This window comes from Ruegeria sp. HKCCA4008 (assembly GCF_013033125.1).
In the GTDB taxonomy this organism is placed as follows: domain Bacteria; phylum Pseudomonadota; class Alphaproteobacteria; order Rhodobacterales; family Rhodobacteraceae; genus Ruegeria.
Genome location: NZ_WQDM01000010.1, coordinates 17483 through 42490, shown reverse-complemented (window position 1 = coordinate 42490; position 25008 = coordinate 17483). Strand labels below are relative to the sequence as shown.

Genomic DNA, 25008 nt, shown 5'->3' with positions numbered 1-25008 from the left:
TATATGTCTATGCATAAAATGAGGTGAAAAATGGCTATCTTCGCTAATCGCGCATTACTGAGCACCGGTTGGGCTACGAACCTGCGGGTAGAAATCAGGCAAGGGCTGATCGTCTCGCTGCAACAGGGCGCGACAGCGCAAGAAGGCGATACTTGCGTCGACACTTTGCTGCCCGCATTGGCCAATCTGCACAGCCACGCATTTCAGCGCGCGATGGCGGGCATGACCGAATATCGAAAGGCCGGTCGCGACAGTTTCTGGACGTGGCGGGAACTGATGTATCGATTCACTGCGCACCTGACGCCTGAACAGGTGCAGGCGATTGCCGCTCTGGTCTATATGGAGATGCAGGAAGCCGGCTATGCTTCGGTTGGTGAATTCCATTATCTGCATCACCAGCCAGACGGCACACCTTATGACGATCTTGCAGAGCTGTCCCAGCGCATCATGGCTGCTGCGGCCGAGACGGGAATCGGGCTGACCCATCTGCCCGTACTTTATTCTTACGCAGGGGTCGGCGAGCAACCGTTGGAAGCGGGACAGCAACGATTTGGCAATGATGTAGACCGCTATCTGGCGTTGGTCGAACAGGCGCAGGCGGCACTGGGCGAACTGCCGGATGACTGTCAGATAGGCATTGCCCCGCATTCCTTGCGCGCGACATCACCGCAAGATCTTGCCCGAGTGCTGGACGCAAAAAAGACGGGACCTGTCCATATTCACATTTCGGAACAACCCATGGAAGTTGAGCAGGTTCACGAGGGTCTGGGCGCCCGCCCGGTGGAATGGCTGTTGAGCAATGCACCGGTAAACCATCGCTGGTGCCTCATCCACGCCACTCACATGACGGAAAAGGAGACCCGCGATATGGCTGTAACGGGCGCGGTCGCGGGGCTTTGCCCGATCACCGAAGCCAATTTGGGGGATGGCCCTTTCAATGGGGCTGTCTTTCTTGAAGCCGGTGGTCGTTTCGGGGTTGGGTCGGATTCAAACGTGTTGGTTTCGATGACAGAGGAACTGCGTACGCTGGAGTATTCCCAACGCCTGCGAGACCTGTCGCGCAATGTCCTGGTCGAAGGGGACGGTTCGGTAGGACAGACACTGTATTGCAATGCGGCTTTGGGCGGTGCGCAGGCCCTGGGTCGCGCGGCGGGCCAGATCGCAGAAGGGATGCTGGCGGATCTTGTTGCCATCGACAGCCAGGATCCCGCACTGTGTGCCCTGCGTCCTGAACAGTTGCTCGACGGGTTGGCCTTTGCCGCGAAGGACCACGTAGTGACCGATCTGTGGTCGGCTGGCCGCCATCAGGTACGCCGGGGCCGCCATATTGCCCGGGATCGGATCGTATCTGACTATCGGCAGGCCATGGCTGATCTCATGCCGAGGCTTTGAGCTTGCTGCCGCCTTTACGGGCTGACAAAAATGGCATCATAATAACAATATGTTTGTACGTAATTGGATGAACACCACGTGACCGATCAAAAACCTCTCGGCTTTCAGGACATTCGGGACGAAGTCGTGAACCGCATTCAAACCCGTGTCTGGCCACAGGGCAGCCTGTTGCCCACCGAGATGGAACTGGCTGCCGAATTCGGCGTTGCACGGGCGACGGTCAATCGGGCGCTGCGGGAACTTGCCGAACAGGGAATTGTCACCCGCAAACGCAAGGGTGGAACGCGTGTCGTGACCACACCGGTAAAGCAGGCGAAATTGCCGATCACTGTCGTTCGGCAGACCATCGAAGAAATGAACGCCGAATACCGCTATGCTCTGGTCAGCCGGACACTGATCGATTGCCCCGCGTGGTTGCAGGCAAAGCTGAACATCCCGGAAGGTGCGCAGGTCGTCCATCTGCAATGCATGCACCACGCCGACAACCGTCCATTCCAGTTCGAGGAACGCTGGATCAACGTCAGCACCGTGCCTCAGGTTCTCGACGAAGATTTCCTGACCACCGGGCCGAATGAATGGCTGCTGTCCGAGGTGCCGTTTTCAAACGCTGAAATTGCCTTCTCTGCCGTCCCGGCAACAGGGCATTTGCAGGAGTTTCTGGCGGTACCGCCCGGCACACCGTTGTTTCAGCTGGAACGCACGACATGGTTTCGCAGCGATCCGGTAACTTTCGTGCGCATGACTTTCCATCAGGGATACCAGATGCGCACCACGTATTGAGGCCAGAGCACCGAACAGGTTTTGACATAGAAGCAAAACCTCATCGCTTCGATCCCACCTTCCTGGCTGTCGTGGCAGTCACCTTTGCCCATTCAGCATCCGAAGCAGCCGAGTTTTGGTTCTCGTTGTTCAGCGGCCAGGGCACGGACAATTGTACAATCGTCGGAATGGCAGGCAGATCGTCTCGAACCTCAGCGTGGTCAGGTCGAAACCTTTGCTGATCCGGGTTGATCCATCTTGGTTGGGAAGCCTCCCCTCAAGTTCGTAGCCGAAACCATGTGAAAACCGGATGAAATCATATGGCGGAGCATCCTCTGGGGTGGTGGATGACAAGGTGCAAGGCGGGTGCACTTTTCGAAGGGCCAGAAACAATGGTTCAGACCAGATTGAAGTGAAATCCAAAGTGGCGCTGCTGTTGATCTTCGCCACAAGCGCCATGTCCAGCAAGTGATCATCGACCATACGCAACATGTTTTCAGGCAGATCCTCGACCAGCGTGACCCGCATCCACGGAAACAGCGAGCTGGAGGGTTCAGAGAGATACCCGGTCAGATAAGGGGCCTAATTCGGAGTCATTCCGAAAGTCAAAGGAACTGTTTCAGGGTCGCGGAACTCGGTCGTGGTGTCACGGATTTTCTGCGCATTGTTCAGAAGGCGCCCAGCCCGTTCAACGACACGGGCACCGTACAGTGTCGGGGCACATCGTTGTTGAGGCGCAGGAACAGATCGGCGCGAATATCCCGGGCGGTGCCTGGTTTGTTGAAGAAGCTCTACAGGGCAATCTGTACTACAGCATCCACACGGCTGAGTTCCCCGCCGGTGAAATCCGCGGGCCGCTGCTGATCGACACCGATGTGACTGAAGGTGACACTCGCACCGTCACCCTGTGCGGCAGCCTGAACGCGGAGCAAGAGCCCGGGCCGACCTTGGACAGCAAGGTCACCGGCCACGCGATCGTAGTCATCACCCGGAATTCGGCGACCGGAGAAGTCTCGTATTCCAGCGAACTGAGCGTTGTCGGGCGGAACGAAGTTGACCTGAACACGCCCATCCCCGGCGCGGTTTCGGCCATCCATCTGCACAATGCGCCGGTCGGCCAAAACGACCCGGTTGTACAGGACACGCTGGCGGATGCAGGCGCCACGCTGAATGTGAACGCATCAAGGGGCATCGGTGTCATCGGTCAAGACGTGATCTCGAACCAGGTCGAAACCGATGGACTGTTTTCAATTGAGAACGTCATTGGCTCGGATGATGGCGACGTGATTGTCGGCAGCGATCTGACCAATGCGCTGATCGGTGAAGGCGGCGACGACATCCTTATCGGTTGCAATTCGGCGATTTCGCGCCGGATCAATCCCGGTGACATCAACAAGCTGAAAATCGGTCAGGCCACACGGATTCGTTTATTAGCTTTTGCGCAGGCCAATGTGCCCGAGTTCCGAGGTTCCATCTTTTATCCCAGCCGGCACATTGGAGGACGAACGCGCGGGCGAGAGCTATTTCAAGACCCGGGTCAAACTGAACGATCAGCAATCCGACGAAGTGGCGGCTTTGGACTTGGTCCCCTGCATGCCCGCAGACCTGTTCGTCAGCAAAGGCGAACGCACGGTGATTGCATATCTGGCACAGCCTGTCAGCGAGCGTCTGGCCAGAACTTTCATCGAGTAAAGGGTTTTACAAGACTTACAGCTTCATACTGTTGTGTATCGAGTGTTTTGGTGAGTGAGCGATGGTCTGCGCCCCTGTTCCGGACGCGGGCCATCACTTTTGTGGATCAGACCCCGTAACGGGCAAGAAACATGTCAACAGCCTGAGCAGCCACCTGATCTATTTCTTCCTGGGTGAACGTGTTCTGAATGCCAAAAGCCGCCCGGGTCCAGATCCGCACTTTGCACAGTTCGGAAAACTGCTCGGCAGCGATATGTACATCATCAATGGCCAATTCACCCTTGGCCACGGCTTTTTCCAGATACTCGGCCATCTGTCGCTGGCCGTTTTGCGGCCCTGCCTCATAGAACGCACGACCAAGCTCGGGAAACCGGTCGCGCTCGGCAACGCAGATCCTGAAAACCTGCTGCGCGAAGTCCGACACAAGGAAGGCCGTCAATTGCGTCGCCGTGATCTGAAGCACTTCGCGGGCAGGCTTGGTTTCGTCGATCATCGAGATGACCCGCTCGGCCATCAGGCAGCATTCTGTCTGGGCCACTTCCATGAACAAAAGGCGCTTGTCCGGGAAATAGCTGTAAAGCGTTGCTTTTGACACGCCAGCTGCGCGGGCAATGTCATCCACACTTGCCCCTTCAAACCCATCCGCCATGAAAACCTCTCGAGCCCCGCGCAGAACCTGGTCGAATTTTCGGCCGGTGCGCAGGATGGTGGCGGTCTGGGTCATGTCTTCTCCTCGATCGATAGCCGCGCCAGTTTATAAACCGTTCGGTTTAGATACAACGATTCTCGAGTATTTCAGCGAAGCGGAGGTTGCATTTGCTTTGATGCCGGGGACTTGCAGCGCGTTCAAACCGTGCTAGGACTGGGCCCATGGTCGAAATCTTTCTGCGCACCCTTCCGTTTTTCGCGATTATCGGCCTGGGCTTTTGGGCGGGGCGCACACGGTTCTTCTCGGCTGAAGCCACGGCATATCTGACCAAGTTCGTCTTTTTCTTTGCGCTGTCGGCGATGCTGTTTCGCTTTGCCGCCACCCTTCCATTTGCCGAGATTTTCAATGCCCGGCTCATCCTTGGATATCTGCTGGGAACCATGACCGTCTACGTTCTGGCGTCGGCCATCGCCTGGCTTCGCGGGCTCGACATTCCGACCGCTGCGGTCGAGGCTCAGTGCGCGGCCATCGGCAATGTCGGGTTCCTCGGGCTGCCCATGCTTTCCCTTTTGTTTTCCGAGGCTGCGATCGGGCCCGTGATGCTGGTCCTGACCGTCGATCTGGTCGTGTTCTCTTCCCTGATCGTGATCCTGATCAACGGCGGCCGTGACGGCAGATTGACCCCGACCACCTTCAAGCTGATCGGAATGGGTTTGGTCCGCAATCCCATGATCGTATCCATCTCGGCCGGTCTCATCTGGTCCTCGCTGCAATTGCCTGTTCCTGAACCTCTTGGCGATTTTCTGATCATTCTCGGTGGGGCAGCAACTCCGGGTGCATTGTTCGCCATTGGCGCATCATTGGCGGACAAGTCGGCTGAACGTGTCCAGATCGCGGCATGGTTGAGCTTCTGCAAACTGGTGATCCATCCGGCCTGCGTTGCGGTCGCTCTGTTGTGGCTGATACCGATTGATACTTTTCCCGCAACTGTTGCCATCTCTGCCGCTGCTTTGCCTGTTGCGGGCAATGTTTACATGCTGGCCGCGCATTACGGCATCGCCCCGCATCGCGCGTCGGCGGCAATCCTTCTATCCACAATCGTCAGTATTCTCAGCGTGCCGATGGTGATTGCCTGGGCGGGCACATTCTGACTTTCACCTTTTCGAAAAATACTCTCAACGAAGGCGCACAGACTTTACGCCGGGTCCGCGGATCGTTAGCCATGTTGCGACTCGAAAACAAGGACGGTGCCTGATGGAAACCATTTCGGAAAATGCCTGTTTCGGCGGTGTGCAGGGCGTGTACCGCCACGCCTCCTCGTCGTGCAAGTGTGACATGACTTTTGGCCTGTTTCTTCCAGCCGAGGCCAGGGACGGACCGGTCCCGGTTCTTTGGTATTTGTCGGGATTGACCTGCACCCATGAAAACGCGATGACCAAAGCCGGGGCTCAGGCGTGGGCTGCGGAACAGGGAATTGCCGTGGTGTTTCCGGATACGTCACCGCGTGGTGACGGCGTCGCAGATCACGAAGATTATGATCTGGGTCAGGGCGCGGGGTTCTATGTGAATGCGACACAGGAACCCTGGGCGCCGCATTTCCGGATGTGGGACTATGTCGCCGAAGAGCTGCCCGCCCTGCTGTTCGAAAATTTCGCCATCGACAGCGAACGCCAGGCCATAACGGGCCATTCCATGGGGGGGCACGGCGCCCTGACACTTGCCATGAACCTGCCCGGACGCTTCCGTTCGGTGTCAGCCTTTGCGCCGATCTCGAACCCGACCGGAGCGGATTGGGGACGCAAACAGCTGAGCGCCTACCTTGGTGACGAGGAAGCGCTTTGGGCAAAACACGATGCGTCCTTGTTGATGAAGAAAACCGGCTTTGACGGTCCGATCCTGATCGACACAGGTGCAAACGATCAGTTCATGGATCTTCTGCGCCCCGAAGCGTTGGCGCAAGCCATCGCCGAACGCCGCCAGCCAGCGACGTATCGCTTCCAGCCGGGTTACGATCATTCGTACTTCTTTGTGTCCACGTTTATGGAAGATCACGTCATCTTCCATGCCGAGGCACTGTACGGAGACTGAGGGATGAGCAATTACGATTATGACCTGATCATCATTGGGTCGGGGCCTTCTGGGCGTTCTGCGGCGATTCAGGCAGGCAAACTGAAACGGCGTGTGCTGGTCATCGACCGCAAAGACCGTTTTGGTGGCGTCTCTGTCCATACAGGTACGATTCCGTCCAAGACCCTGCGCGAAACCGTTCTGAACCTGTCGGGCTGGCGCGAGCGCAGCTTTTACGGGCGTTCATACCGGGTAAAGGATCAGATCCGGGCAGAAGACTTGAAAGCCCGCCTGCATATGACCCTCGACCATGAAGTCGACGTGTTGGAGCATCAGTTCAACAGGAACCACGTCGAAACCCTGGACGGTCTGGCCAGATTTGTCGGGCCACACGAAGTAGAGGTCGCAACCGATGCCGGGGAAACAACGCGCGTGACGGCCGCGAAGTTCCTGATTGCGACAGGCACGAAAACCTATCGACCGGATTATGTCCCGTTCAACGGCAAAACGGTGGTGGACGGTGACGAATTTCTGGAAATGGCAGAGATTCCGCGCTCGCTGGTCGTTATCGGTGCCGGGGTCATTGGCGTGGAATATGCCACGATGTTTTCAGCCCTGGACGTGCGGGTCACGCTGATCGAACCCCGCGACACGTTTCTGGATTTCATCGACAGCCGGTTGATCCACGACTTTACGCATCAGATCCGGGAAAACGGTGTCGACCTGCGTTTGGGCTCGGCTGTCGAGAAGATTGAAGACGCCGGCGAGCATGTGGAAGTGACCCTTGAAAACGGTCGCCACGTTCGTGCTGAAATGCTTCTGTTCGCGGCCGGACGCATGGGGGCGACGTCCAAACTCAATCTGGATGCCGTCGGGCTGGAGACGGACCACCGCAACCGGATCAAGGTAGACCGCAAGACATATCAAACGGCGGTACCGCATATCTATGCCACGGGCGATGTCATCGGACATCCGTCGCTGGCATCGACCTCTTTGCAGCAGGGGCGCGTGGCTGCCTGTCACGCGCTTGAAACGCCCACGCTGCCGGAAAGCCCGTGGTACCCCTATGGCATCTATTCAGTGCCCGAAATATCAACCTGCGGAATGTCGGAAGAAGAATTGCAGGAGCGCAACATCCCCTACGAGGTCGGTGTCGCGCGATTCCGCGAGACCTCTCGCGGGCATATCATGGGGCTGGAACACGGCATGTTGAAAATGCTGTTCTCGCTCAAGACCCGCAGGGTGCTGGGTGTCCAGATCGTTGGTGAAGGCGCGACGGAGTTGATCCATATCGCGCAGGCCGTGCTGAACCTGAAAGGTACGGTGGACTACTTCGTTCAGAACACGTTCAACTACCCGACACTTGCAGAAGCGTATAAAATCGCGGGCTTGGATGCGTTCAACCGCATGCCCATACCCGAGGAATTCAAGGTCAAAAAGAAACCGGTGGAACCGGCAAAGAAAGAGGCAAAGAAGGCGTGACGACGCTGTATGTCGATGGCGATGCCTGTCCCGTAAAAGCCGAGGCCGAACGGGTCGCGACGCGGCACAAAGTGCCGATGGCGCTGGTGTCCAATGGCGGGCTTCGTCCATCGGCCAACCCGCTGGTGCAGGTCATTGTCGTTTCCGAAGGCGCCGATGAGGCCGACAAATGGATTGCCGAACGCTGTGGACAAGGGGATGTCGTCATAACGTCCGACATCCCTTTGGCCGCAAAATGCGTCGAAGCGGGCGCACGCGTGCTGCGCCCGAATGGTGAAACCTTCACTGCGGCAAATATTGGCCAACAACTGGCAATGCGTGACTTGATGGCCGATCTGCGCGCGGCCAATCCGTTGGGAACCGGCGGCGGTGGGCGACCCTTCGGCAAAGCCGACCGCTCGCGGTTTCTGGACGCCTTGGAGCGGGAAATACGTGCCGCCAGAAAGGGATGATCATTCCTTTTGCCGGATCAATTACTGACCCGAATTCCGAAACGCCCGTTTACAAGTACCTCATTAGAACGCACCCTGTGCTTGAATTCCGATCAGGCTTTTCGAATACGGAGACTGCGTTATGAAAGTACAAGGCACCCATTATCGGTCTATTTGGTGGGACAAACCGGCAGGCGTGGTTCGGATCATCGACCAAAGGTGGTTGCCGCATGATTTTCGGGTCGTAACCCTGAAAACCCTTGATGAATTTGCAGCTGCGATACGGGATATGTGGGTCAGGGGCGCACCCTTGATAGGCGCGACCGCTGCGTTTGGAATTGCCGAGCAGATGTCTCGGGACAGCTCCGAAGCCTCCTTTTATGCCGCGTATGACGTTTTGCATGCAACCCGACCCACGGCAATCAACCTGCGCTGGGCATTGGACAGATGCCGAGAAGCGCTGATGCCGCTTGCTCCGGGTGACCGTGCCGAGCGCGCCTGGTCGCTGGCGCAGGAGATTGCAGACGAAGATGTCGAGATCAACGCCGCAATCGGCCGGCACGGGTTGGAACTGATCAAGGATATCGCGGCCCGAAAACCCGCCGGAGAACCGGTTCGGTTGCTGACGCATTGCAATGCGGGATGGCTGGCGACTGTGGATTGGGGCACGGCCACAAGCCCAATGTATCACGCACATGACGTTGGCATCCCCTTGCACGTCTGGGTGGATGAAACCAGACCGCGCAACCAGGGCGCGCTGACATCCTGGGAATTGGGCGAACATGGCATTCCACATCGTTACATCGTGGACAATGCCGGCGGTCATTTGATGCAGCACGGCCTGGTTGATTTGGTGATTACGGGCACGGACCGAACCACGGCCCAAGGTGATGTTTGCAACAAGATCGGGACCTATCTGAAAGCTTTGGCTGCGCGGGACAACGGTGTGCCATTTTACGTCGCCCTGCCCTCCCCTACGATTGACTGGACCGTTCGCGACGGTGTGGCCGAAATCCCGATCGAAGAACGTGATTCCAGGGAAGTCTCCCATGTCATGGGTGTCGATGGGCAGGGGAACATCTCGGATGTACGCGTGACGCCAGATGGCACGGAAGGTGGCAATCCTGCCTTTGATGTCACCCCAAACCGGCTGGTGACGGGGCTTATCACCGAGCGCGGCGTCAGCGAGGCGTCTGCTGACGGGCTTGCCCGGTTGTTTCCCGAACGGGCTGGTTAACACTTTGTTTATCACAGTCCTGAATTGTGCAATCGCCCCCGCGGATCATGCACCCGCTTAACTTGCTGAGAATGAATGATGATTGAAAACTGGTACAGGGCCGACGAGGCACGGAAATGGCGTGATCGGGCCGGAACAGACCCCGCGGATCAGGAACTGGGCGAGCGTGTCTATACCTCGCGGCTGATCGGTCAGAACCCGGACCTCCTGATGCACGGAGGAGGCAACACGTCGGTCAAACTGGAACGCCCTGATCTGTTCGGTGATCCGCAGCGCGTTCTGCATGTCAAGGGATCTGGGTGGGATCTGGACAGCATCGAGGCACCGGGCCTGCCGGGCGTGTGGCTTGATCCTTTGATGAAACTGCGCGCATTGGACCATCTGTCAGATGCGCAGATGGTCAATGTTCAGCGCGCCAATCTGTTGGATTCGGGTTCTCCGAACCCCTCTGTGGAAACTCTGTTGCATGCATTTCTGCCGCACAAATATGTGGATCATACGCATGCGACACCCTTTCTGGTGCTCGCCAATCTGCCAAATGCCGAGGACGTCTGCCGCGAGATTTTTGGCGACCGACTGGGCATTGTGCCCTATATCATGCCTGGCTTCGGGTTGGCCAAAAAGGCGGCCGAGGTATTTGACGAAAACCCGAATGTCGAAGGGCTTCTGCTGCTTCAGCACGGGCATTTCACGTTCGGCGCGACGGCGCAGGAAAGTTATGACCGGATCGTGGCGCATACCAACGAGGTTGCTGCCTATTTCGGAATGAAGGACCTGACGACAATTGGCCGTCGCGATCCGGCTGAGAATCTTGAGGTGTTGCCGATCCTGCGCGGGGTCATCGCCGAAGTGGCGGCCCAACGGGATGACCCGATGCCGGTTTTTGACCTCCGCAACGGGCCGGATGTCATGCAGTTTTTCGATCGTCCGGATATTGACTCATTGGCCCAGCGGGGCATGGCGTCGCCGGATCACGTGTTGCGGACAAAAGGCTGCCCGCTTGTATTGCGCGCGTCGGATTTGTCTGGGGGGCGGGCGCGGATCAAGGCAAAGGTCGAAGAGTTTGCCAAAGACTATCGGGCGTATTTTGAACGGCAGTCGCCGCAGGCCGACGAACCCAAGAAACTGCTGCCCCAAGACCCCAAACATGCCTGGATCGAGGGCGTGGGGGTCCTGGGAATGGGCCCGAACGCGAAGGCTGCCTCGGCAGCGGCGGATCTTGCGGAACAAAACCTGCGGGTTCGAACAGTGGGCGAAGACGCGGGCGGTTTTTTTCCCATCAATGAAAAGGATCGCTTTGATTGTGAATACTGGTCCTTGGAACAGGCGAAGCTGGGCAAAAGCTCACCACCTCCGCTTCAGGGCAAGATTGTGATGGTGACCGGCGGTGCAGGGGCGATAGGTCTGGCCACCGCCAAGGCCTTTGCTGACGCCGGTGCAAATGTCGTTCTGGTGGACCGGGATGAACGGGCGTTGGCCGAGGCCAAATCGACCCTTGGCACATGGCATTCGACATATGCTTGCGACGTAACCGAGAGAGGCGCCGCAGATGCCGCGATTGCGGCGGCGATACACCGGTTTGGTGGGATCGATGTAATGGTATCGAATGCCGGGTCGGCGACTTCGGGCGCTTTGATGGATCTTGGTGACGACGATTTCCGCGCGGCTTTTGAACTGAATTTCTTCGCGCACAAGGCATTTGCGACACAGGCTGCCCAAGTGATGCAAGCTCAGGGCCGCGGCGGTCAGATCCTGTTCAATATCTCCAAACAGGCGATCAACCCGGGCCGGAACATGGGGGCTTATGGCACGCCAAAAGCCGCCACACTCTTCCTGTTGCGCCAGCTGACGCTTGAATTGGCCGAATATGGAATCCGTGTGAACGGGGTGAATGCAGATCGAATTCGGTCTGGCCTGCTGACGGATGGTTTCATTCAGGAACGCGCTGCCGCACGTGGCGTTTCCCAGGAGATCTATATGTCAGGCAACCTGCTGGGCCGCGAAGTCGAGGCAAAGCATGTCGCAAACGCCTTTGTTGCGCTGGCGCTGATGGAACGCACCACCGGTCATGTCGTGACGGTGGATGGCGGCAATACCGAGGCCGAACTTCGGTAACGCCTTTGCCCGATTGGTTTCCTGCCTGTGGCGTATCGATGTGCCTCAGGCAGGAACTGCCGTTCGGTTCTCGCGGATCGGCAGGTGGACTATGGCGCTGAAGGCACCGATCGCGACCCCGATCCACCAAACCATGTTGTAGTCGCCATACTGGTCATACATGCGTCCGCCAAGCCAGACGCCCAGGAAGCTGCCGATCTGGTGGCTCAAGAAGATAAAGCCATAGAGCGTTCCCATATAGCGCAGACCGTATAGATGCGCGACGAGCCCCGAAGTCAGCGGCACGGTGGCCAGCCAAAGCGATCCCATCACCAGCGAGAACACGATGACCGTAAGCGGTGTGATCGGGAACACGATGAACAAAGCCGCCGCAATCGTCCGGCCCGTATAGACTGCGGCCAGAAGGTACTTTTTCGGAAAGTGGTTGCCGGCCCAACCCGCCAGCAGCGTGCCGCCGATATTGGCCAGACCGATCAAGGAAATCGACACCGCACCAAGTGCGGATGTGGAGGTGATCCCGATGGAATGCAGTACGCCTCCGGGCTGGATTGGTCCACACATCTCGGTCACGAAAGCCGGGAAATGCGCGGTGATGAAGCCCAGCTGGTATCCGCAGCTGAAAAAACCCAGAAAAATCAGCGCATAGGAAGGGTCGCGGAACGCCTTGCCCAGAATCTCGCTCATGCTTTCTTGCATCTCTGCTTTTGAAACGGGCTGGGGTGTGCGCATGAAGGGCAAGGTCAGCACAAGGGCAAGAATTGCCGCGGCGAACACGACAAAAACCTGCTGCCAAGGCAGGAAAGTCAGCAGCCATTCGGCGGTCGGGGCCCCCAGAACCTGCCCAAAGCTGCCCGCGGCGGTAACGATGGCCAGCGACATGGACCGGTTTTCATCGGTGGACGCCCGTCCGACAACCGCCAGAACCACACCAAACCCGGTCCCGGCGATGCCGAAACCCACCAGCCACGCGTATATCTGATGCTCGAACGGCGTAACGGACCATGCCGTCAGCACCATGCCGGCCGCGTAGGTGAGAGCGCCGAGGATGATGGCTCGGCGGTCGCCCACCTTTTCGGCAATCGCGGCAAAGATCGGCTGCCCGATGCCCCAGGCCAGATTCTGAATTGCAATCGCCATCGAGAAATCGGTTCGCAGCCAGCCGAACTCATCCGCTATCGGAATCTGGAACACGCCGAACGACGCACGAACGGCGAAGCTGACCGTGATGATGATACATCCGACAATCAGAATCGGATTCAACAAGCGGGCGGATCGGGGCATGGGACCTCAGGCGTTACGTCCGAAGGACCGTATTACTTTTGGTGTCACCGTCAATTCAGCAGATTTGCGGTCACGGATAAACAAAATTGATGTGTCGCCAAAAATGGCTTCTTTTCAACGGCCGAGGTGACGGGTAAGGCTCGGATTCATGACGGATCTTATTTCGCTTTACGAGGCCCGCATTGCGGACGGAACCCTGACACGCGACGACGCGCAAGAGGCCGTTCTGCCCCAATTCGAACGTATCCGGGCGGCGCTGTCCAAGCCGGTCAAACGCGGGCTCTTCCGCAAGGCGCCTCCGCCCCCCAAAGGACTGTACCTGTGGGGCGGTGTCGGGCGTGGGAAATCCATGCTGATGGACATGTTCGTCGATACACTGGACAATATCCCGGCACGACGCGTGCATTTTCACGCTTTCATGCAGGAAATTCACGCTGGAATGCACAAGGCCCGGCAACAGAATGTCGAGGATGCCCTGGCACCGGTGGCGAAGGAGGTGGTCAATTCAGTTCGCTTGCTCGCGTTTGACGAAATGCAGATCACCGACATTACGGACGCAATGATTGTCGGGCGGCTGTTTGACTTGCTGCACGAGGGCGGCGTGGTCGTGGTTACCACGTCGAACAGGCATCCCGACGATCTGTACAAGGATGGGCTGAACCGGCAGCTGTTCCTGCCCTTCATCGCCCATATCAAAGAGCAGTTGCAGGTGTGGGAATTGGTGTCGCCCACGGACTATCGGCAGAACCGGTTGGAGGGTGCCCCGGTCTATTTCACTCCGATTGGCCCAGAAGCCCGGCAGAAGATCAGAGAGGTCTGGACAGATCTTGCCGGCGGACCAGCTGATCCGCTTGTGTTGCACGTCAAAGGCCGGGCCGTCGAATTGCCCGCCTTTCGCAACGGGGTGGCGCGGGCTTCATTCTATGATCTGTGTGGCCGCATGCTTGGGCCGGGTGATTATCTGGCGATCGCCGAAGAGGTAAAGGTGCTGGTGCTTGAGGACATCCCGCGCCTGTCGCGCAACAATTTCAACGAGGCCAAGCGTTTTGTCACCCTGATTGATGCGCTTTACGAAGCCAGGGTGCGTTTGATCTGTTCGGCTGCCGCCGAACCCGAGATGCTGTATGTCGAAGGCGAAGGAACCTTCGAATTTGAGCGCACGGCATCCCGCCTGCGTGAAATGCAGGATCAGGATTGGGGGCGACAGGGGCGCTGATCCGCCCGTATCGCCCGCGCCGCATCCAAGACAGTGTCAGCCGGGTCAAGAGGCTGGAACGCGCCTACGCATTTTCTTGCAGAATTTTTCCAGCCAGATAGAGCGAGCCGCAGATCAGAACGCGCGCCTGCGGGTCAGTGTCCGCGATCACTTTCAATGCGTCCGATACGCTGTCAGCGGTGGATGCGGGAAGGTTGACCCTGGCCGCAGCCGCAGCGGTTTCTTCCGCGCTGAGCGTTGCGGTCTCACCCGGAATGGACACGGCTGTCAGACTTGTCGCCTTTTTTGCCAGAGGTGCAAGATACCCGGTCACATCCTTGGTGTTGAGCATGCCGCAGATCATGTGCGTGGGTTTTTGCGGCAGGTTCGTCAGCACGTCCGCCAACGCGATTCCGGCGGCGGCGTTGTGACCACCATCCAGCCAAATCTCGGCCTGCGGCGCCTGATCGACGAGCGGGCCGGATTTCAGAAGCTGCATTCGCGCCGGCCATTCGGCCTTGGTCACGGCAGCTTCGTATGCGTCGTCGCCCATGTTCAGATGGCGCAGAACCGCCAACGCTGCGCCCGCATTCTGAATCTGATGTGCGCCCAGAAGGTTGGGCAGAGGCACATCCCGCAAACCGGTTTCGTCCTGATAGATCAGACGCCCGTTTTCTTCCTGCACGTGCCAGTGCTGACCATGAACCAACAAAGGCGCACCCAATCGGGCGGCCGTGTATTCGATGACCTCAAGCGCTTCGTCCTGTTGCGGGCCGACAATGCACGGAACGCCGGGCTTGATGATGCCCGCTTTTTCCGCCGCGATCTTGCCCAAAGTATCACCCAGGAACTGTTCATGGTCGATGGATACGGGGGTAATAACCGTGACGGCCGGGTTTTCAATCACGTTTGTGGCGTCCAGACGCCCGCCCAGCCCGACCTCGAGCAATGTGAAATCTGCCTTGGCGCGGGCAAAGGCCAACAGGGCGGCGCATGTGGTGATCTCGAAATAAGTGATGTTTTCGCCGCCATTCGCAGCGTAGCATTCATCCAGAACCGCCGTCAGTTCTGGCTCCGAGATCAGCTCTCCGACCAATCGAATACGTTCATGAAAACGGGCCAGATGCGGCGAGGTATAGGCATGTACCGAGCGCCCCGCCCCTTCCAGCCCCGCTCTGATCATCGCCTGAGTTGAGCCCTTGCCGTTGGTCCCGGCAATATGGATGACCGGCGGCAATTTCAGCTGCGGATTGTCCAGTGCCTCCAGCAGACGCCAGACACGGTCCAAGGTCAGATCAATGATCTTGGGGTGCAGCGCCATCATCCGGTCGAGGATGGCGTCGGACGTCTTAGCCGTCATTTCTGATCTGTCTCTTCGGCGGGGGCCTCGATTGCGTCGGTTGGTTCCGGTGCAGGCAGATCGCCCTTGATCGCTGGCGGCAGATTCATCAGCATCCGCGTGATGGTAATCAGTTCATCGCGCATTTCGGTACGTCTGGTGACACGGTCCAGCATCCCGTGATCCAGCAGGTATTCGGCGCGTTGAAAGCCTTCGGGCAGTTTTTCGCGGATCGTCTGCTCGATCACGCGAGGCCCGGCAAAGCAGATCAGCGCATTGGGTTCCGAGATATGGACATCGCCCAGCATCGCATAAGACGCAGTAACGCCACCGGTTGTCGGATGAGTCAGCACCACGATATATGGCAGGTTGGCTTCTTTCAGCATCTCGACTGCCACAGTGGTGCGCGGCATCTGCATCAGGCTGAGGATACCTTCCTGCATACGGGCGCCACCGGCTGCCGAGAAAAGGATAAGCGGCCGTTTGAGTTTCACCGCCTCCTGCGCGGCGGCGATGATCGCGTTGCCGACATACATGCCCATCGATCCGCCCATGAACGAAAAATCCTGCGCGGCGGCCACAATGGGGGTGCGGCCAATTTCACCCAAGGCGACCAGCATGGCTTCCTTTTCGCCGGTCTTCTTCTGCGCTGCCTTCATGCGATCGGGGTATTTCTTCTGATCGCGGAATTGCAACGGATCGTCTTTTGGCGCGGGTACTTCAAGTTCGGTAAAGATGCCGCCGTCAAACAAGTGCTTGAACCGCTCTCGCGGTTTGATCGCCATGTGGTGGTCGCACTGTGTGCAGACATTCTGGTTTTCCGCCAACTCGCGATGGAACAGCATCGTTCCGCATTCGTCGCATTTGTGCCAGAGGTTTTCAGGCACTTCGCGGCGTGAGAAGATCGAGTTGATCCGGGGGCGGACGTAGTTTGTGATCCAGTTCATGTCGGAACCTTGACTTGTGCGGTGTTGACGTCAAATAGGACGCCACGGAAGGAATTGCAATCAACGCCTGAGCGCAAGTCGCGCGGCCAGCCAGCAAACGAACATCACGGCAAGGTCCACCAGAAGCCAGGGGCGAAGCTGTTCGGCGTCGGATGCATCGAACGGAAGGGTGAACAGCGCCAGCCCGTTCAGATTGTCGGGCAACGAGATGAACAGCAACGCAATGATGTTGTTGAAAAAATGCAAGGCGATAGCTGGCCCCAATGTTCCCGCCCGTGCCGTTAGGTCCGATGTCAGCAGACCGAAAACGCAAGCCCACAGCGCAATCAGCAACGCGTTGTCGCCAGCCATGTCCGGTGTGTAATGTCCAACTGCAAACAGGATGGATGGTACCCCCATCCAGATGACAGGCGATTGGAATCTGGCTGCTAGGGTTTGCTGAATATAGCCTCTGAACAACAGCTCTTCGGCGCTGGTCTGCACCAGAACAACCAGGGCCGAAACCGGCAAAAGAAGAAGCCAGGTTGACAATGGCAGGTTCTGCGACAGAGATCCGCCAAAGCCATAAGGCGGCAACAGGAACCCGACAACGCCCAAAATAAGCAGTGCTTTCAACACTTTAAGGAATTGGCCCGCAGCCAATCGGTACCCGCCCACGATGGACACCAAAGACCTGTGCTGAACCTGCCGCGCGGCGACGGCCACGCCCAGAATGATGAAACCGAAACTGGCCAACAGCAACAGCAGCGCGAGGGGTGAACCGCCCATCAGAAGCGTCTGCGCCCAGCTTTCCGGACCCATCCCGGCAACCACGGTAAAAAACACCATGTTCAGAACGCTGACCAGCACGGCAACCAGCAAGAGCCCCAGCAACAGGCGCCAGATTTCCGGTTTGCCGCGCGCGGTTTCGACCAGATGGTCATGAGCGGAATATGCTTTAGGCATTATTATCCGTGCTTTCCTGAATCGCCTGATCCGTAATCGTCGGGAGCAGCTCCTCGGGGTTCTGCGCCGCATTGATTCTTGTGGACAACGTAGTCAGATATCCCGCAACAGTCTGTAGCAATTGCGTAGCAACCGAAGCGTCGCTTTCGACCACGGCACGCAGTTCCTCGGCGCCGATACGCAGGAACCTGCAATCTTCGGTGGCGACCAGATCCAGTTGTCTGGGCTCTCCTGTTATGATCGAGAGATCACCGATCAGCCGCCCGGGTTCGATGATCGAGATCGGGCGTTTTTTTCCATCATCCGTGGGCCAGTCCAGCCTGGCCTGCCCTGAGACGCACAGATACGCCGCGTCCGGCGCCTGACCACGCGAGAAAATGACTTGCCCCGCTGCTGCTTCGTACCATTGCGCTGAGAACGCCAACAACCGCTGGTTGCGGCCATCCACGCCGGAAAACAACTCGGTCGCCGAAATGATCTCGAGCTTGCGGCTCAGATCGTCCGACGTGCTGTCTTCTTGCGGGGATTTGGAGCGTGACACACCATCGATACGGCCATCCTTGATTTCCACAAACAGATCATACGCTTCGGGATGTGCAAAGTGATCTTCCATAAAGATCATAATGGAATCCGGCAACAATTCCCGCAGTTTCAGGCGGGTGCGCAACCGGCTTTCGGAATCGTGACTTGCCAGGGCCCTGTCCAGAATCAGGACGTCAGGCCGTTTGATACCCGCGCGAGAGAATGCGGCACGCTCCTGAAAGACGGTCGGCAGATTGTTCCCGCCCAGGCCTGCTGGCAGATCGTAGATGATGGCAGCTGCACGGCGTCGCAGGCCGGCTTCGTTCATGGCTTCGGCCACAACGTCTTCTATTTCGTCCGCATGTGCACCGGCCATCAACGACACCCGGCCGTAGATCGCATTTTCCATCACGGTCAGGCGCGGCACAAAGATGTCCGGCGCAACTGACATGAACATGCCACCCATCGCATCCCGCAGCCGCTTGGCCTGGCTTTTGCGGATGGCAAGAATCTTTTCCTTGTATACTTCCGGGAAATTTGGGCCGATCTGTTCGGCCGTTAACAGGAACGGTACCGTCAACAGCAATGCGCGCTCCTGGTCGCTCACGGCCATATCACCCTTGGCTTTACGCCGTTCTTCGATATCCAGCAATTTGTGATACATGTCCTTGGACATGCCAAGCCTTAGGAAAAGCGGGTGATCCGCCCCGTCCCGCCCGAAGGTCTTGCTGAGCGTGTCAATGACGGCCTGAGAGATGCTGATCACGTCGTCAACCAGATCATGGGCCCTGAGCATCTGAACGAACCGTTCGTCACCCGCCAAAATATCCGGAGAAATGTCCTTGGATGGTGCCGCGAACAACAGGTTTCCGCCCAGCGGAACTGCCGGGTTAAAGCGATCAGGGTCGAAACGGTACACATATCGATCAAGCCCCTTTTCTGCCAGGCGCTCGGCGATGGTCCCTCGTAAATTGACAACTTCCTGTGCCAGGACCGGGTGAATTTCCGGGTCGAACTGCGTACGCAAAGTGCGGCGGAACATGAACTCGTCGATACCCATCGCTTCCACCAGCTGGAACCACCAGTCACGTATGTCGTCGATATCATCAAGACCGGCGAGGCCCGGGTCAATCCATTCATCGTCCAGAGAATCCGGTGAATTGCCTGCACGAACAGCTTCGATTTGCCACCGCGTCGGGGCCTTGAGCGTATCTGCTTGATGTCGTGGATGCGTGCGCAAAGGCATCATGAGGTTGTCGCCCAATGTCCCGTCAAACAGGTAAGGGCGCGAATAGGCATAGCCGATGCGGGCCGCGATGACGGCCTGATGCAGACCCCGCAGATTATGCCCGGCTATGATCACCTCACCCTGAGCCGGCAACACCTCACGTGTCAGAAGCTGTCCCAGCGCGCTGCGTTCCGACGCCTGTCCAGACTGAATTGCGACGCGCGCGCCGCGCGGAATGGTCAGATCGAGATCTTCGAGAACGGTTTTACCATCGCTGTCGCGAACCGTCACATTTCGCAGCTCTATGTCGCCAGTCAGACGCGGAATGGTTTCAGGCTCACCCTCGAAAAGCTCTTCCGGTATCATGTTGTCCGGCGCAAATCTCTCGGTGACGATTTCCCACCGCAAAGACATGTCCTGTACCTGATTGTAATAGGTCAGCAGATCCTTCCATGGGCCGCTCAGATCCTTGTAGGCGCCCAACGCGGCAACCAGCGCACCTACGGTCACCTCACCGGTGATCGCCAGATATCCACCCACTGAATAAAACAGGAAGGGTGTCATCTGAGTTATCAGGTTGTTGAGGAACTTCATGAAGAATTTTTTGTTGTATATCTTAAAACGGATCTCGAACAGTTTCCCCAGCCGATGGCTGAATTGCGCAAGGCGATAGCGCCACCCTCCGTTGGTCCGCAGATCGCTGATACCCGCCGCAGTTTCGCCGATCTCCGAGCTCAGACGTCGAACTTCCTGAATGCGGTCCTTGTTCAGAAGGTTGATTTGCCGCTGAAGCTTGGGGATCAGCCAGGCCTGAAGCGGGATCAGCGCGATACTGGCAAGTCCGAACCAAACGCTTTGCATGAACAGGAAGGTGACGATCGTCATCATCTGGCCGAACTGGAAAACCGGCTGCGCGATGGCATCTCCCATCAGGCCACCCATCGGTTCGGCCTCGGACGTGATCATCGATACCAGCTCACCCTGGCTGGTGGTCGCAAAATAGGATTTCGGAAACCGCATCGACCGTTGGATCAACGTATAGCGCAGGCGCCGCAGCATGCGCTCGGCTAGGACGCCCTTCATCGTGTTGATGCGCATCTTCATGACACCGCTCGCGATCACCGTCGCCAGGAATGCAACACACAGTATCATCAGATACTGAACCTGCGTCACGGTGAAGTTCCAGATGGTTACCGTGTCACCCGGCGCGCCGATTGCGTCGTTGATGATTTGTTTGGGCAATTCCAGCGAGGCGTAAAGAAACGGGAACGACAGGACCGTCAGCAGAAGAAGAACAAGTTGCTGTTTCTTCGAATATTTCCAAATGAAGGCAAATAAAGTGGACTCCATAACCTGGCCTTGTCATGCGCTAAACTGTTGTGTGGCTGTTCTTGGGATGACCCACTTTGCAGGAGCCAAACGGTAAGCACTGACCCGGTACATTGCAAGAATAGACCAGTTCAGTTTCAGCATGTTGCGCCTAACCAAATTATGGAGGGACCCCAACAGGAAAACACAAGTCTTCAATAGCAAATCCGTTATTGCGGTTTTGTTCATGCCGTTGTCCTTGACTAAGGCCGGGCATTATTGGACGACGTGGCCATGGGCAGGATTCTGGATCGCTATATTCATCGCAAGACTCTGGGGCGCTGGCGTCGGGCCGCGCATCAGGCACCGTATGCCAGCCAGGCAGATTTGCGCTTGCAAAGGGATCAGGCCCGCGGTTTGCGCAGGCATCTTGATCATTTGATACAGCAGGCAGACAGTCGCCTGATCCGGCCAACGATTGGGTCAACGCAGTTTCCCAAACCCGTCGGAACAGACTGGAGCTGCCGCCCCGACCTATGGCGTGCGCCCCTGACGCAACCCGGTGTGGCTTCGGCCCCGCGAAAGACCGTTCTGGACAGTCAAGTCAGCGTGTTCCACGATTGCCCGTTTTCTGAAATTGCCGTTCGGCAAGTCCGGAACAGAGGGGACAGAGACCTGGCTCCGTTCAGTCTCGTAATCGAGGTTTTCAGCTTTGGGGGGTCCTTTCTGTCCGTTTCGGTCGAATTGCCTGAGGATGCTGCAATTCACCTGACACGCGAGCACCTTGTGAGGGTGGAAACCCTGATCGAGTGTGAAAAGCCATCGGGCGTGTTCGCGCGCCTCAACATTCAGCACGGTCCCAACATGGAACAGGTATTGCGAAGCCTTGATCCCGGCGAGGTATCAAAAGCCGTGGATTTTGATCTGGCGCATCTCCCCCTGAATGAGCGCAGGATCGAAAAAATCTGGCTTGATCTGATTTTTGAAACGCCCGAGATGAATCGCATGGTGGTGCGGGATCTTACGTTTTGCCGTTTTCATCGCGCCGATTTGTGAGAAGATCAGTCATGACGCAGACCAAGCTAACCTTCATACGGTTCGAAAACGGAATCTGGCAAGGCCACATTCAAGCCAGCAGTACGCCTAACCCCGAGGTAAGCTATCAGGGCGAAACCCTGAGCGATGTTGACCTGTCGCCCGCAGAAGACGGATGGGACTTGCGCATACAGGTGCCTGTTGCGGCCCTGTCCGAAGGTGTGCACACGTTCGTCGTTGCAGATGCAGCCACGACCGAGAAACTGGGAAGCTTCACGGTGATTGCCGGTGAGCCCGCCGCAGATGATCTAAGGGCCGAAATTGATTTGCTGCGGGCTGAACTGGATATGCTGAAACGCGCTTTCCGCCGGATTTGCCGAGACGACCCCTAATTCGTTCCTGCTGGTTTTCCTGTCAATCTTGCCAGATTCGTGCATCATTGGCGTTTTCAGAGCGGATCGCGCCTTGTCATGGATCGCAGCAGCATAGTCAAAGTCATCGCTTTGATGGTTACCGGATTTGGCATCGGTATTGATTTTACCGGCGCCCTGATGCTGGTGCCTGCGATCGAAAGCAGCTTTGACGCCGATATCACCAGCACCCAATGGGTTCTGAACATTTATGCCTTGTTTTTCGCCATGACCATGGTCGCAGGCGGGCGGCTTGGCGACATGTACGGCCACCGCAGAATGATGCTTTTTGGCCTGTCGATCTTTCTGTTTTCCTCGGTCATGTGCTTCGTTTCGCCCAGTCTTGATTTTCTTGTCATTGCGCGTGCGCTGCAAGGCATCGGCGCGGGTTGTGTGTGGCCCTGCACGCTGGCCTTCGGGGCAACCAAAGTATCAAAGCCAGAACATCGAGCCTTGGTGATGGGGCTAATTCTGGCAGGTGTGACCACCGGAAACGTGTTTGGTCCGATGATCAGCGGATTGGCCGTGAACTTGGGAGAGTGGCGCTACTTCTTCCTTGCCAATGTGGTCTTTTCCTGCATTTCGATGGCCACCGCGCTGATCCTGATGGAGCGCGAAACACAGCACAAACCGGATGAACACCTCGACCTCGCTGGGATGGGTGTGTTGTCCTTTGCCGTTTTGCTGCTGCTTTACGGTTTGGATGTGGGCGCGGACTGGGGGTGGACGTCCGTCCCGTTGTTGATGCTGTTTTTCATCAGCGCTGCGCTTTTCATTCTGTTCCCCAAAGTCGAAAAACGCGTGACAGAGCCGCTGCTTTTGCCGCAGATGATGCAAAACCGCGAGTTTCGCATCACCCTTGGCCTGAACATGTTCAACGTGTCCGCGGCATTTGTGGGGCTGCTGTATTTTCCCCAATACATGCAAAAGGTGCTGGGCTGGTCGACGTTTGAATCGGCACTGGGCTTGGCGCCGCTGACCGTGTTGCTTGCCGTGGGATCAATTGTTTCGGGCACGCTTTACAATGATTTCGGCCCCAAGCGGCTGCTGTTTTGGGGATATCTGATCGCAACGATCGGCGCTGCGACCATTGTCGTGCTGCCCGGTGATCTGGGGTACTTTCGCATCCTGCCCGGCATGGCGATGATCGGACTGGGCGCAACTTTGACGGTCGGGCCGTCCGGCACTGCTGCAATGTGCGCCGTAAAGCCGGAACGGGCTGGGCTGGTTGGCGGCCTGAGCTTCATGACCCACCTGGTTTACGGCGCAATCTCTGTCGCCTGTGCCACGGCCATCATGTACGTCGTCAGCCTGTCTGACCTTCGCCAGAATGTGGCCGCTTCGGGTATCAAGTTGACCGAAGCAGAGCTTCGCACGATCAACGGCGGAACACTTGATACGCCGTCCGCCCACGCGGTCATCAGCCGGTTGTCATCCAGCGAGGCAGAGACGGTTCAACGGGCATTGTCGGCGGCGTTTGACAGCGGGATGAGTATGGCTTTCGTCTTTTCGGCCTTGTCCGTCTCGGTCGGTCTCGTTCTGGCGCTGCTTCTCGACGAAAAGAAACTGCACCGGATCGAAAGCTGAAGCCGGGAGCCAAGGGCTGCGACATCCGCAGCCCTTACCGTTTTACTGTGACGGCCCGTTGGGGTTGAAGGCGGACAGCCCCTTCAAGATATCGATGGCGTAGGCCAACTGGTAATCCTCTTCCCTCAGCTCTGCGGTTGCTTCGGCCTTGGCGCGATCTTCTTCGATCTGGCGAATCTCATCTTCGCTCAGGCTGTCATTGTTGAGGCTGCCGCGCAGATCGGCCTCGGAGCGTGAACGGGCGTTGGTTTCTTCCTCTTCCGGTTCCGGCGCCGGACGGGGTTGTTCCACGATGATATCAGGGCTGACACCCAGAGCCTGAATCGACCGCCCTGATGGGGTGTAATACCGGGACGTGGTCAGGCGCATCGCACCATCACCCCGCAACGGCATCACCGTCTGAACCGACCCTTTGCCGAAGCTTTTGGTGCCGACGACGATGGCCCGGCGATGATCCTGAAGCGCGCCCGCGACGATTTCAGATGCCGAGGCCGAACCACCATTGATCAACACGACAATGGGTTTGCCTTCCGCCAGATCGCCGGGGGTGGCGTTGAACCGCTCACCCTCTTCCGGGTTCCGTCCACGGGTCGAGACGATTTCCCCTTCGTTCAGGAACGCATCCGAAACTTTGATGGCCTGTGTCAACAGACCGCCCGGGTTGTTGCGCAGGTCCAGTACGACACCATTGACCTTGTCGATGCCACCAGCTTCTTCGATCTGTTCCTTCAACCCTTCCTGTAGGTTGGGGAAAGTCTGATCATTAAAGGTCGTTACCCGCAGCACGACACTTGTGCCCTCGGTGCGGGCGCGAACGGCGGTCAGCTTGATCGTGTCACGGATAATGGTGACATCGAAGGGATCAGGTTCGCCTTCGCGCACGACGGTAATAACAATCTCGGAGCCGACCGGACCCCGCATCAGATCCACCGCCTTGTCCAGCGTCAGGCCCAGAATGCTTTCGCCATCCACATGTGTGATGAAATCTCCGGCTTCGATCCCGGCCTCGTCAGCGGGTGTGTCGTCGATGGGTGACACGACTTTGACAAAACCGTCTTCCTGCGTGACCTCGATACCCAGTCCACCGAACTCGCCCCGGGTCTGCACGCGCATCTGTTCCGCATCATCGGGCGAAAGATAACTGGAATGCGGATCAAGAGAGGTCAGCATACCATCGATTGCCGCCTCGATAAGTTCTTCGGGCTCGACCTCTTCGACATATTGCGCACGGATGCGTTCGAAAATGTCACCGAACAGGTCAAGCTGTTCATAGACGCTGGCCTTGTTCACAGCCTCTTGCGCCAGCAGGGGGCCTGCGATCTGCGTTGTCGCAAGAATGCCTGCCACAGTTCCGGCCAAACCGGCCATCACAAATTTCTTCATACTC

General features: G+C 57.5%; 21 protein-coding genes. 13 read left to right on the top strand and 8 right to left on the bottom strand.

Annotation, left to right across the window (positions count from 1 at the left end; all coding sequences use genetic code 11):
• Positions 1-30: 30 nt before the first annotated feature.
• Positions 31-1392: a formimidoylglutamate deiminase gene (locus tag GOW60_RS18280; RefSeq protein WP_171230394.1), complete on the top strand. Its 1362-nt coding sequence runs from the start codon at positions 31-33 to the stop codon at positions 1390-1392.
• A 78-nt stretch (positions 1393-1470) separates the two neighbouring features.
• Positions 1471-2172, top strand: coding sequence for a GntR family transcriptional regulator (locus GOW60_RS18275; protein ID WP_152460215.1), 702 nt, complete (start codon positions 1471-1473; stop codon positions 2170-2172).
• Positions 2173-2301: 129 nt separating this feature from the next.
• Here the strand turns inward: GOW60_RS18275 and GOW60_RS18270 are convergent, their stop codons facing one another.
• The gene (locus tag GOW60_RS18270) at positions 2302-2679 is read right to left on the bottom strand and encodes a LysR substrate-binding domain-containing protein (protein ID WP_171230393.1); all 378 of its coding nucleotides are present in this window, start codon (positions 2677-2679) and stop codon (positions 2302-2304) included.
• A gap of 182 nt (positions 2680-2861) precedes the next feature.
• Here GOW60_RS18270 and GOW60_RS18265 point away from each other — a divergent pair, with 182 nt between their 5' ends.
• A complete protein-coding gene (locus tag GOW60_RS18265; RefSeq protein WP_171230392.1) occupies positions 2862-3962 on the top strand; it encodes a CHRD domain-containing protein in 1101 nt (366 codons plus the stop codon).
• On the opposite strand, the gene GOW60_RS18260 is transcribed toward GOW60_RS18265, so the two are convergent.
• Positions 3950-4567 carry a TetR/AcrR family transcriptional regulator gene (locus tag GOW60_RS18260; protein ID WP_171169500.1) on the bottom strand — a complete coding sequence of 206 codons (618 nt, stop codon included), beginning with the start codon at positions 4565-4567 and terminating at the stop codon, positions 3950-3952. The genes GOW60_RS18265 and GOW60_RS18260 overlap by 13 nt on opposite strands.
• Positions 4568-4713: 146 nt before the next feature.
• Here GOW60_RS18260 and GOW60_RS18255 point away from each other — a divergent pair, with 146 nt between their 5' ends.
• The 6 genes from GOW60_RS18255 (at position 4714) to GOW60_RS18230 (ending at position 11824) form a co-directional block, all read left to right on the top strand.
• Entirely contained in the window at positions 4714-5643 is a 930-nt protein-coding gene (locus GOW60_RS18255; protein ID WP_171230391.1) for an AEC family transporter, read from the top strand.
• Positions 5644-5746: 103 nt separating this feature from the next.
• Positions 5747-6580, top strand: coding sequence for an S-formylglutathione hydrolase (gene fghA / locus GOW60_RS18250; protein ID WP_171230390.1), 834 nt, complete (start codon positions 5747-5749; stop codon positions 6578-6580).
• 3 nt (positions 6581-6583) lie between these two features.
• Positions 6584-8041 (top strand): Si-specific NAD(P)(+) transhydrogenase, encoded by a 1458-nt coding sequence (gene sthA / locus GOW60_RS18245; protein ID WP_171230389.1) that lies wholly within the window; start codon positions 6584-6586, stop codon positions 8039-8041.
• Positions 8038-8493, top strand: coding sequence for a YaiI/YqxD family protein (locus tag GOW60_RS18240; protein ID WP_171230388.1), 456 nt, complete (start codon positions 8038-8040; stop codon positions 8491-8493). Before sthA ends, GOW60_RS18240 begins: the two co-directional genes overlap by 4 nt.
• A gap of 121 nt (positions 8494-8614) precedes the next feature.
• On the top strand, positions 8615-9709 hold the full coding sequence (mtnA, locus tag GOW60_RS18235) for an S-methyl-5-thioribose-1-phosphate isomerase (protein ID WP_171230387.1): 1095 nt from the start codon (positions 8615-8617) through the stop codon (positions 9707-9709).
• A gap of 75 nt (positions 9710-9784) precedes the next feature.
• Positions 9785-11824 carry a bifunctional aldolase/short-chain dehydrogenase gene (locus GOW60_RS18230; protein ID WP_217355636.1) on the top strand — a complete coding sequence of 680 codons (2040 nt, stop codon included), beginning with the start codon at positions 9785-9787 and terminating at the stop codon, positions 11822-11824.
• A gap of 45 nt (positions 11825-11869) precedes the next feature.
• Here GOW60_RS18230 and GOW60_RS18225 read toward each other — a convergent pair whose 3' ends face one another.
• Positions 11870-13105, bottom strand: coding sequence for an MFS transporter (locus GOW60_RS18225; protein ID WP_171230386.1), 1236 nt, complete (start codon positions 13103-13105; stop codon positions 11870-11872).
• Between the two features lie 148 nt (positions 13106-13253).
• Here GOW60_RS18225 and zapE point away from each other — a divergent pair, with 148 nt between their 5' ends.
• The gene (zapE, locus tag GOW60_RS18220) at positions 13254-14321 is read left to right on the top strand and encodes a cell division protein ZapE (protein WP_171230385.1); all 1068 of its coding nucleotides are present in this window, start codon (positions 13254-13256) and stop codon (positions 14319-14321) included.
• Between the two features lie 64 nt (positions 14322-14385).
• Here the strand turns inward: zapE and GOW60_RS18215 are convergent, their stop codons facing one another.
• The 4 genes from GOW60_RS18215 to GOW60_RS18200 are packed head-to-tail and all read right to left on the bottom strand — an operon-like array spanning position 14386 to position 20631.
• A complete protein-coding gene (locus GOW60_RS18215; RefSeq protein ID WP_171230384.1) occupies positions 14386-15660 on the bottom strand; it encodes a folylpolyglutamate synthase/dihydrofolate synthase family protein in 1275 nt (424 codons plus the stop codon).
• Positions 15657-16586, bottom strand: a complete 930-nt coding sequence (accD, locus tag GOW60_RS18210; protein ID WP_152460202.1) for an acetyl-CoA carboxylase, carboxyltransferase subunit beta — start codon at positions 16584-16586, stop codon at positions 15657-15659. Before accD ends, GOW60_RS18215 begins: the two co-directional genes overlap by 4 nt.
• 60 nt (positions 16587-16646) lie before the next feature.
• Positions 16647-17531: a CPBP family intramembrane glutamic endopeptidase gene (locus GOW60_RS18205; RefSeq protein WP_152460201.1), complete on the bottom strand. Its 885-nt coding sequence runs from the start codon at positions 17529-17531 to the stop codon at positions 16647-16649.
• A complete protein-coding gene (locus tag GOW60_RS18200; RefSeq protein ID WP_171230383.1) occupies positions 17524-20631 on the bottom strand; it encodes an ABC transporter transmembrane domain-containing protein in 3108 nt (1035 codons plus the stop codon). The genes GOW60_RS18205 and GOW60_RS18200 overlap by 8 nt, the downstream gene beginning before the upstream one ends.
• A gap of 252 nt (positions 20632-20883) precedes the next feature.
• Here GOW60_RS18200 and GOW60_RS18195 point away from each other — a divergent pair, with 252 nt between their 5' ends.
• The 3 genes from GOW60_RS18195 to GOW60_RS18185 all read left to right on the top strand — a co-directional run bounded on the left by GOW60_RS18195 (position 20884) and on the right by GOW60_RS18185 (position 23621).
• Positions 20884-21645: a DUF6478 family protein gene (locus tag GOW60_RS18195; RefSeq protein WP_171230382.1), complete on the top strand. Its 762-nt coding sequence runs from the start codon at positions 20884-20886 to the stop codon at positions 21643-21645.
• An 11-nt stretch (positions 21646-21656) separates the two neighbouring features.
• The gene (locus GOW60_RS18190; protein ID WP_152460198.1) at positions 21657-22016 is read left to right on the top strand and encodes a hypothetical protein; all 360 of its coding nucleotides are present in this window, start codon (positions 21657-21659) and stop codon (positions 22014-22016) included.
• 78 nt (positions 22017-22094) lie between these two features.
• Positions 22095-23621 (top strand): MFS transporter, encoded by a 1527-nt coding sequence (locus tag GOW60_RS18185; RefSeq protein ID WP_171230381.1) that lies wholly within the window; start codon positions 22095-22097, stop codon positions 23619-23621.
• 42 nt (positions 23622-23663) lie between these two features.
• Here GOW60_RS18185 and GOW60_RS18180 read toward each other — a convergent pair whose 3' ends face one another.
• Entirely contained in the window at positions 23664-25004 is a 1341-nt protein-coding gene (locus GOW60_RS18180) for a S41 family peptidase (RefSeq protein WP_171230380.1), read from the bottom strand.
• Positions 25005-25008 lie beyond the last annotated feature (4 nt).

What these genes read in the sequence shown, in the direction of transcription:
- GOW60_RS18200 (WP_171230383.1), bottom strand. Translation starts at nt 20,631, where the DNA reads ATGGAGTCCACTTTATTTGCCTTCATTTGGAAATATTCGAAGAAACAG.
- GOW60_RS18230 (WP_217355636.1), top strand. Translation starts at nt 9,785, where the DNA reads ATGATGATTGAAAACTGGTACAGGGCCGACGAGGCACGGAAATGGCGT.
- GOW60_RS18225 (WP_171230386.1), bottom strand. Translation starts at nt 13,105, where the DNA reads ATGCCCCGATCCGCCCGCTTGTTGAATCCGATTCTGATTGTCGGATGT.
- GOW60_RS18255 (WP_171230391.1), top strand. Translation starts at nt 4,714, where the DNA reads ATGGTCGAAATCTTTCTGCGCACCCTTCCGTTTTTCGCGATTATCGGC.
- GOW60_RS18195 (WP_171230382.1), top strand. Translation starts at nt 20,884, where the DNA reads ATGGGCAGGATTCTGGATCGCTATATTCATCGCAAGACTCTGGGGCGC.
- GOW60_RS18180 (WP_171230380.1), bottom strand. Translation starts at nt 25,004, where the DNA reads ATGAAGAAATTTGTGATGGCCGGTTTGGCCGGAACTGTGGCAGGCATT.
- mtnA (WP_171230387.1), top strand. Translation starts at nt 8,615, where the DNA reads ATGAAAGTACAAGGCACCCATTATCGGTCTATTTGGTGGGACAAACCG.
- zapE (WP_171230385.1), top strand. Translation starts at nt 13,254, where the DNA reads ATGACGGATCTTATTTCGCTTTACGAGGCCCGCATTGCGGACGGAACC.
- GOW60_RS18280 (WP_171230394.1), top strand. Translation starts at nt 31, where the DNA reads ATGGCTATCTTCGCTAATCGCGCATTACTGAGCACCGGTTGGGCTACG.
- GOW60_RS18270 (WP_171230393.1), bottom strand. Translation starts at nt 2,679, where the DNA reads ATGCGGGTCACGCTGGTCGAGGATCTGCCTGAAAACATGTTGCGTATG.
- GOW60_RS18215 (WP_171230384.1), bottom strand. Translation starts at nt 15,660, where the DNA reads ATGACGGCTAAGACGTCCGACGCCATCCTCGACCGGATGATGGCGCTG.
- GOW60_RS18205 (WP_152460201.1), bottom strand. Translation starts at nt 17,531, where the DNA reads ATGCCTAAAGCATATTCCGCTCATGACCATCTGGTCGAAACCGCGCGC.
- GOW60_RS18185 (WP_171230381.1), top strand. Translation starts at nt 22,095, where the DNA reads ATGGATCGCAGCAGCATAGTCAAAGTCATCGCTTTGATGGTTACCGGA.
- fghA (WP_171230390.1), top strand. Translation starts at nt 5,747, where the DNA reads ATGGAAACCATTTCGGAAAATGCCTGTTTCGGCGGTGTGCAGGGCGTG.
- GOW60_RS18190 (WP_152460198.1), top strand. Translation starts at nt 21,657, where the DNA reads ATGACGCAGACCAAGCTAACCTTCATACGGTTCGAAAACGGAATCTGG.
- accD (WP_152460202.1), bottom strand. Translation starts at nt 16,586, where the DNA reads ATGAACTGGATCACAAACTACGTCCGCCCCCGGATCAACTCGATCTTC.
- sthA (WP_171230389.1), top strand. Translation starts at nt 6,584, where the DNA reads ATGAGCAATTACGATTATGACCTGATCATCATTGGGTCGGGGCCTTCT.
- GOW60_RS18260 (WP_171169500.1), bottom strand. Translation starts at nt 4,567, where the DNA reads ATGACCCAGACCGCCACCATCCTGCGCACCGGCCGAAAATTCGACCAG.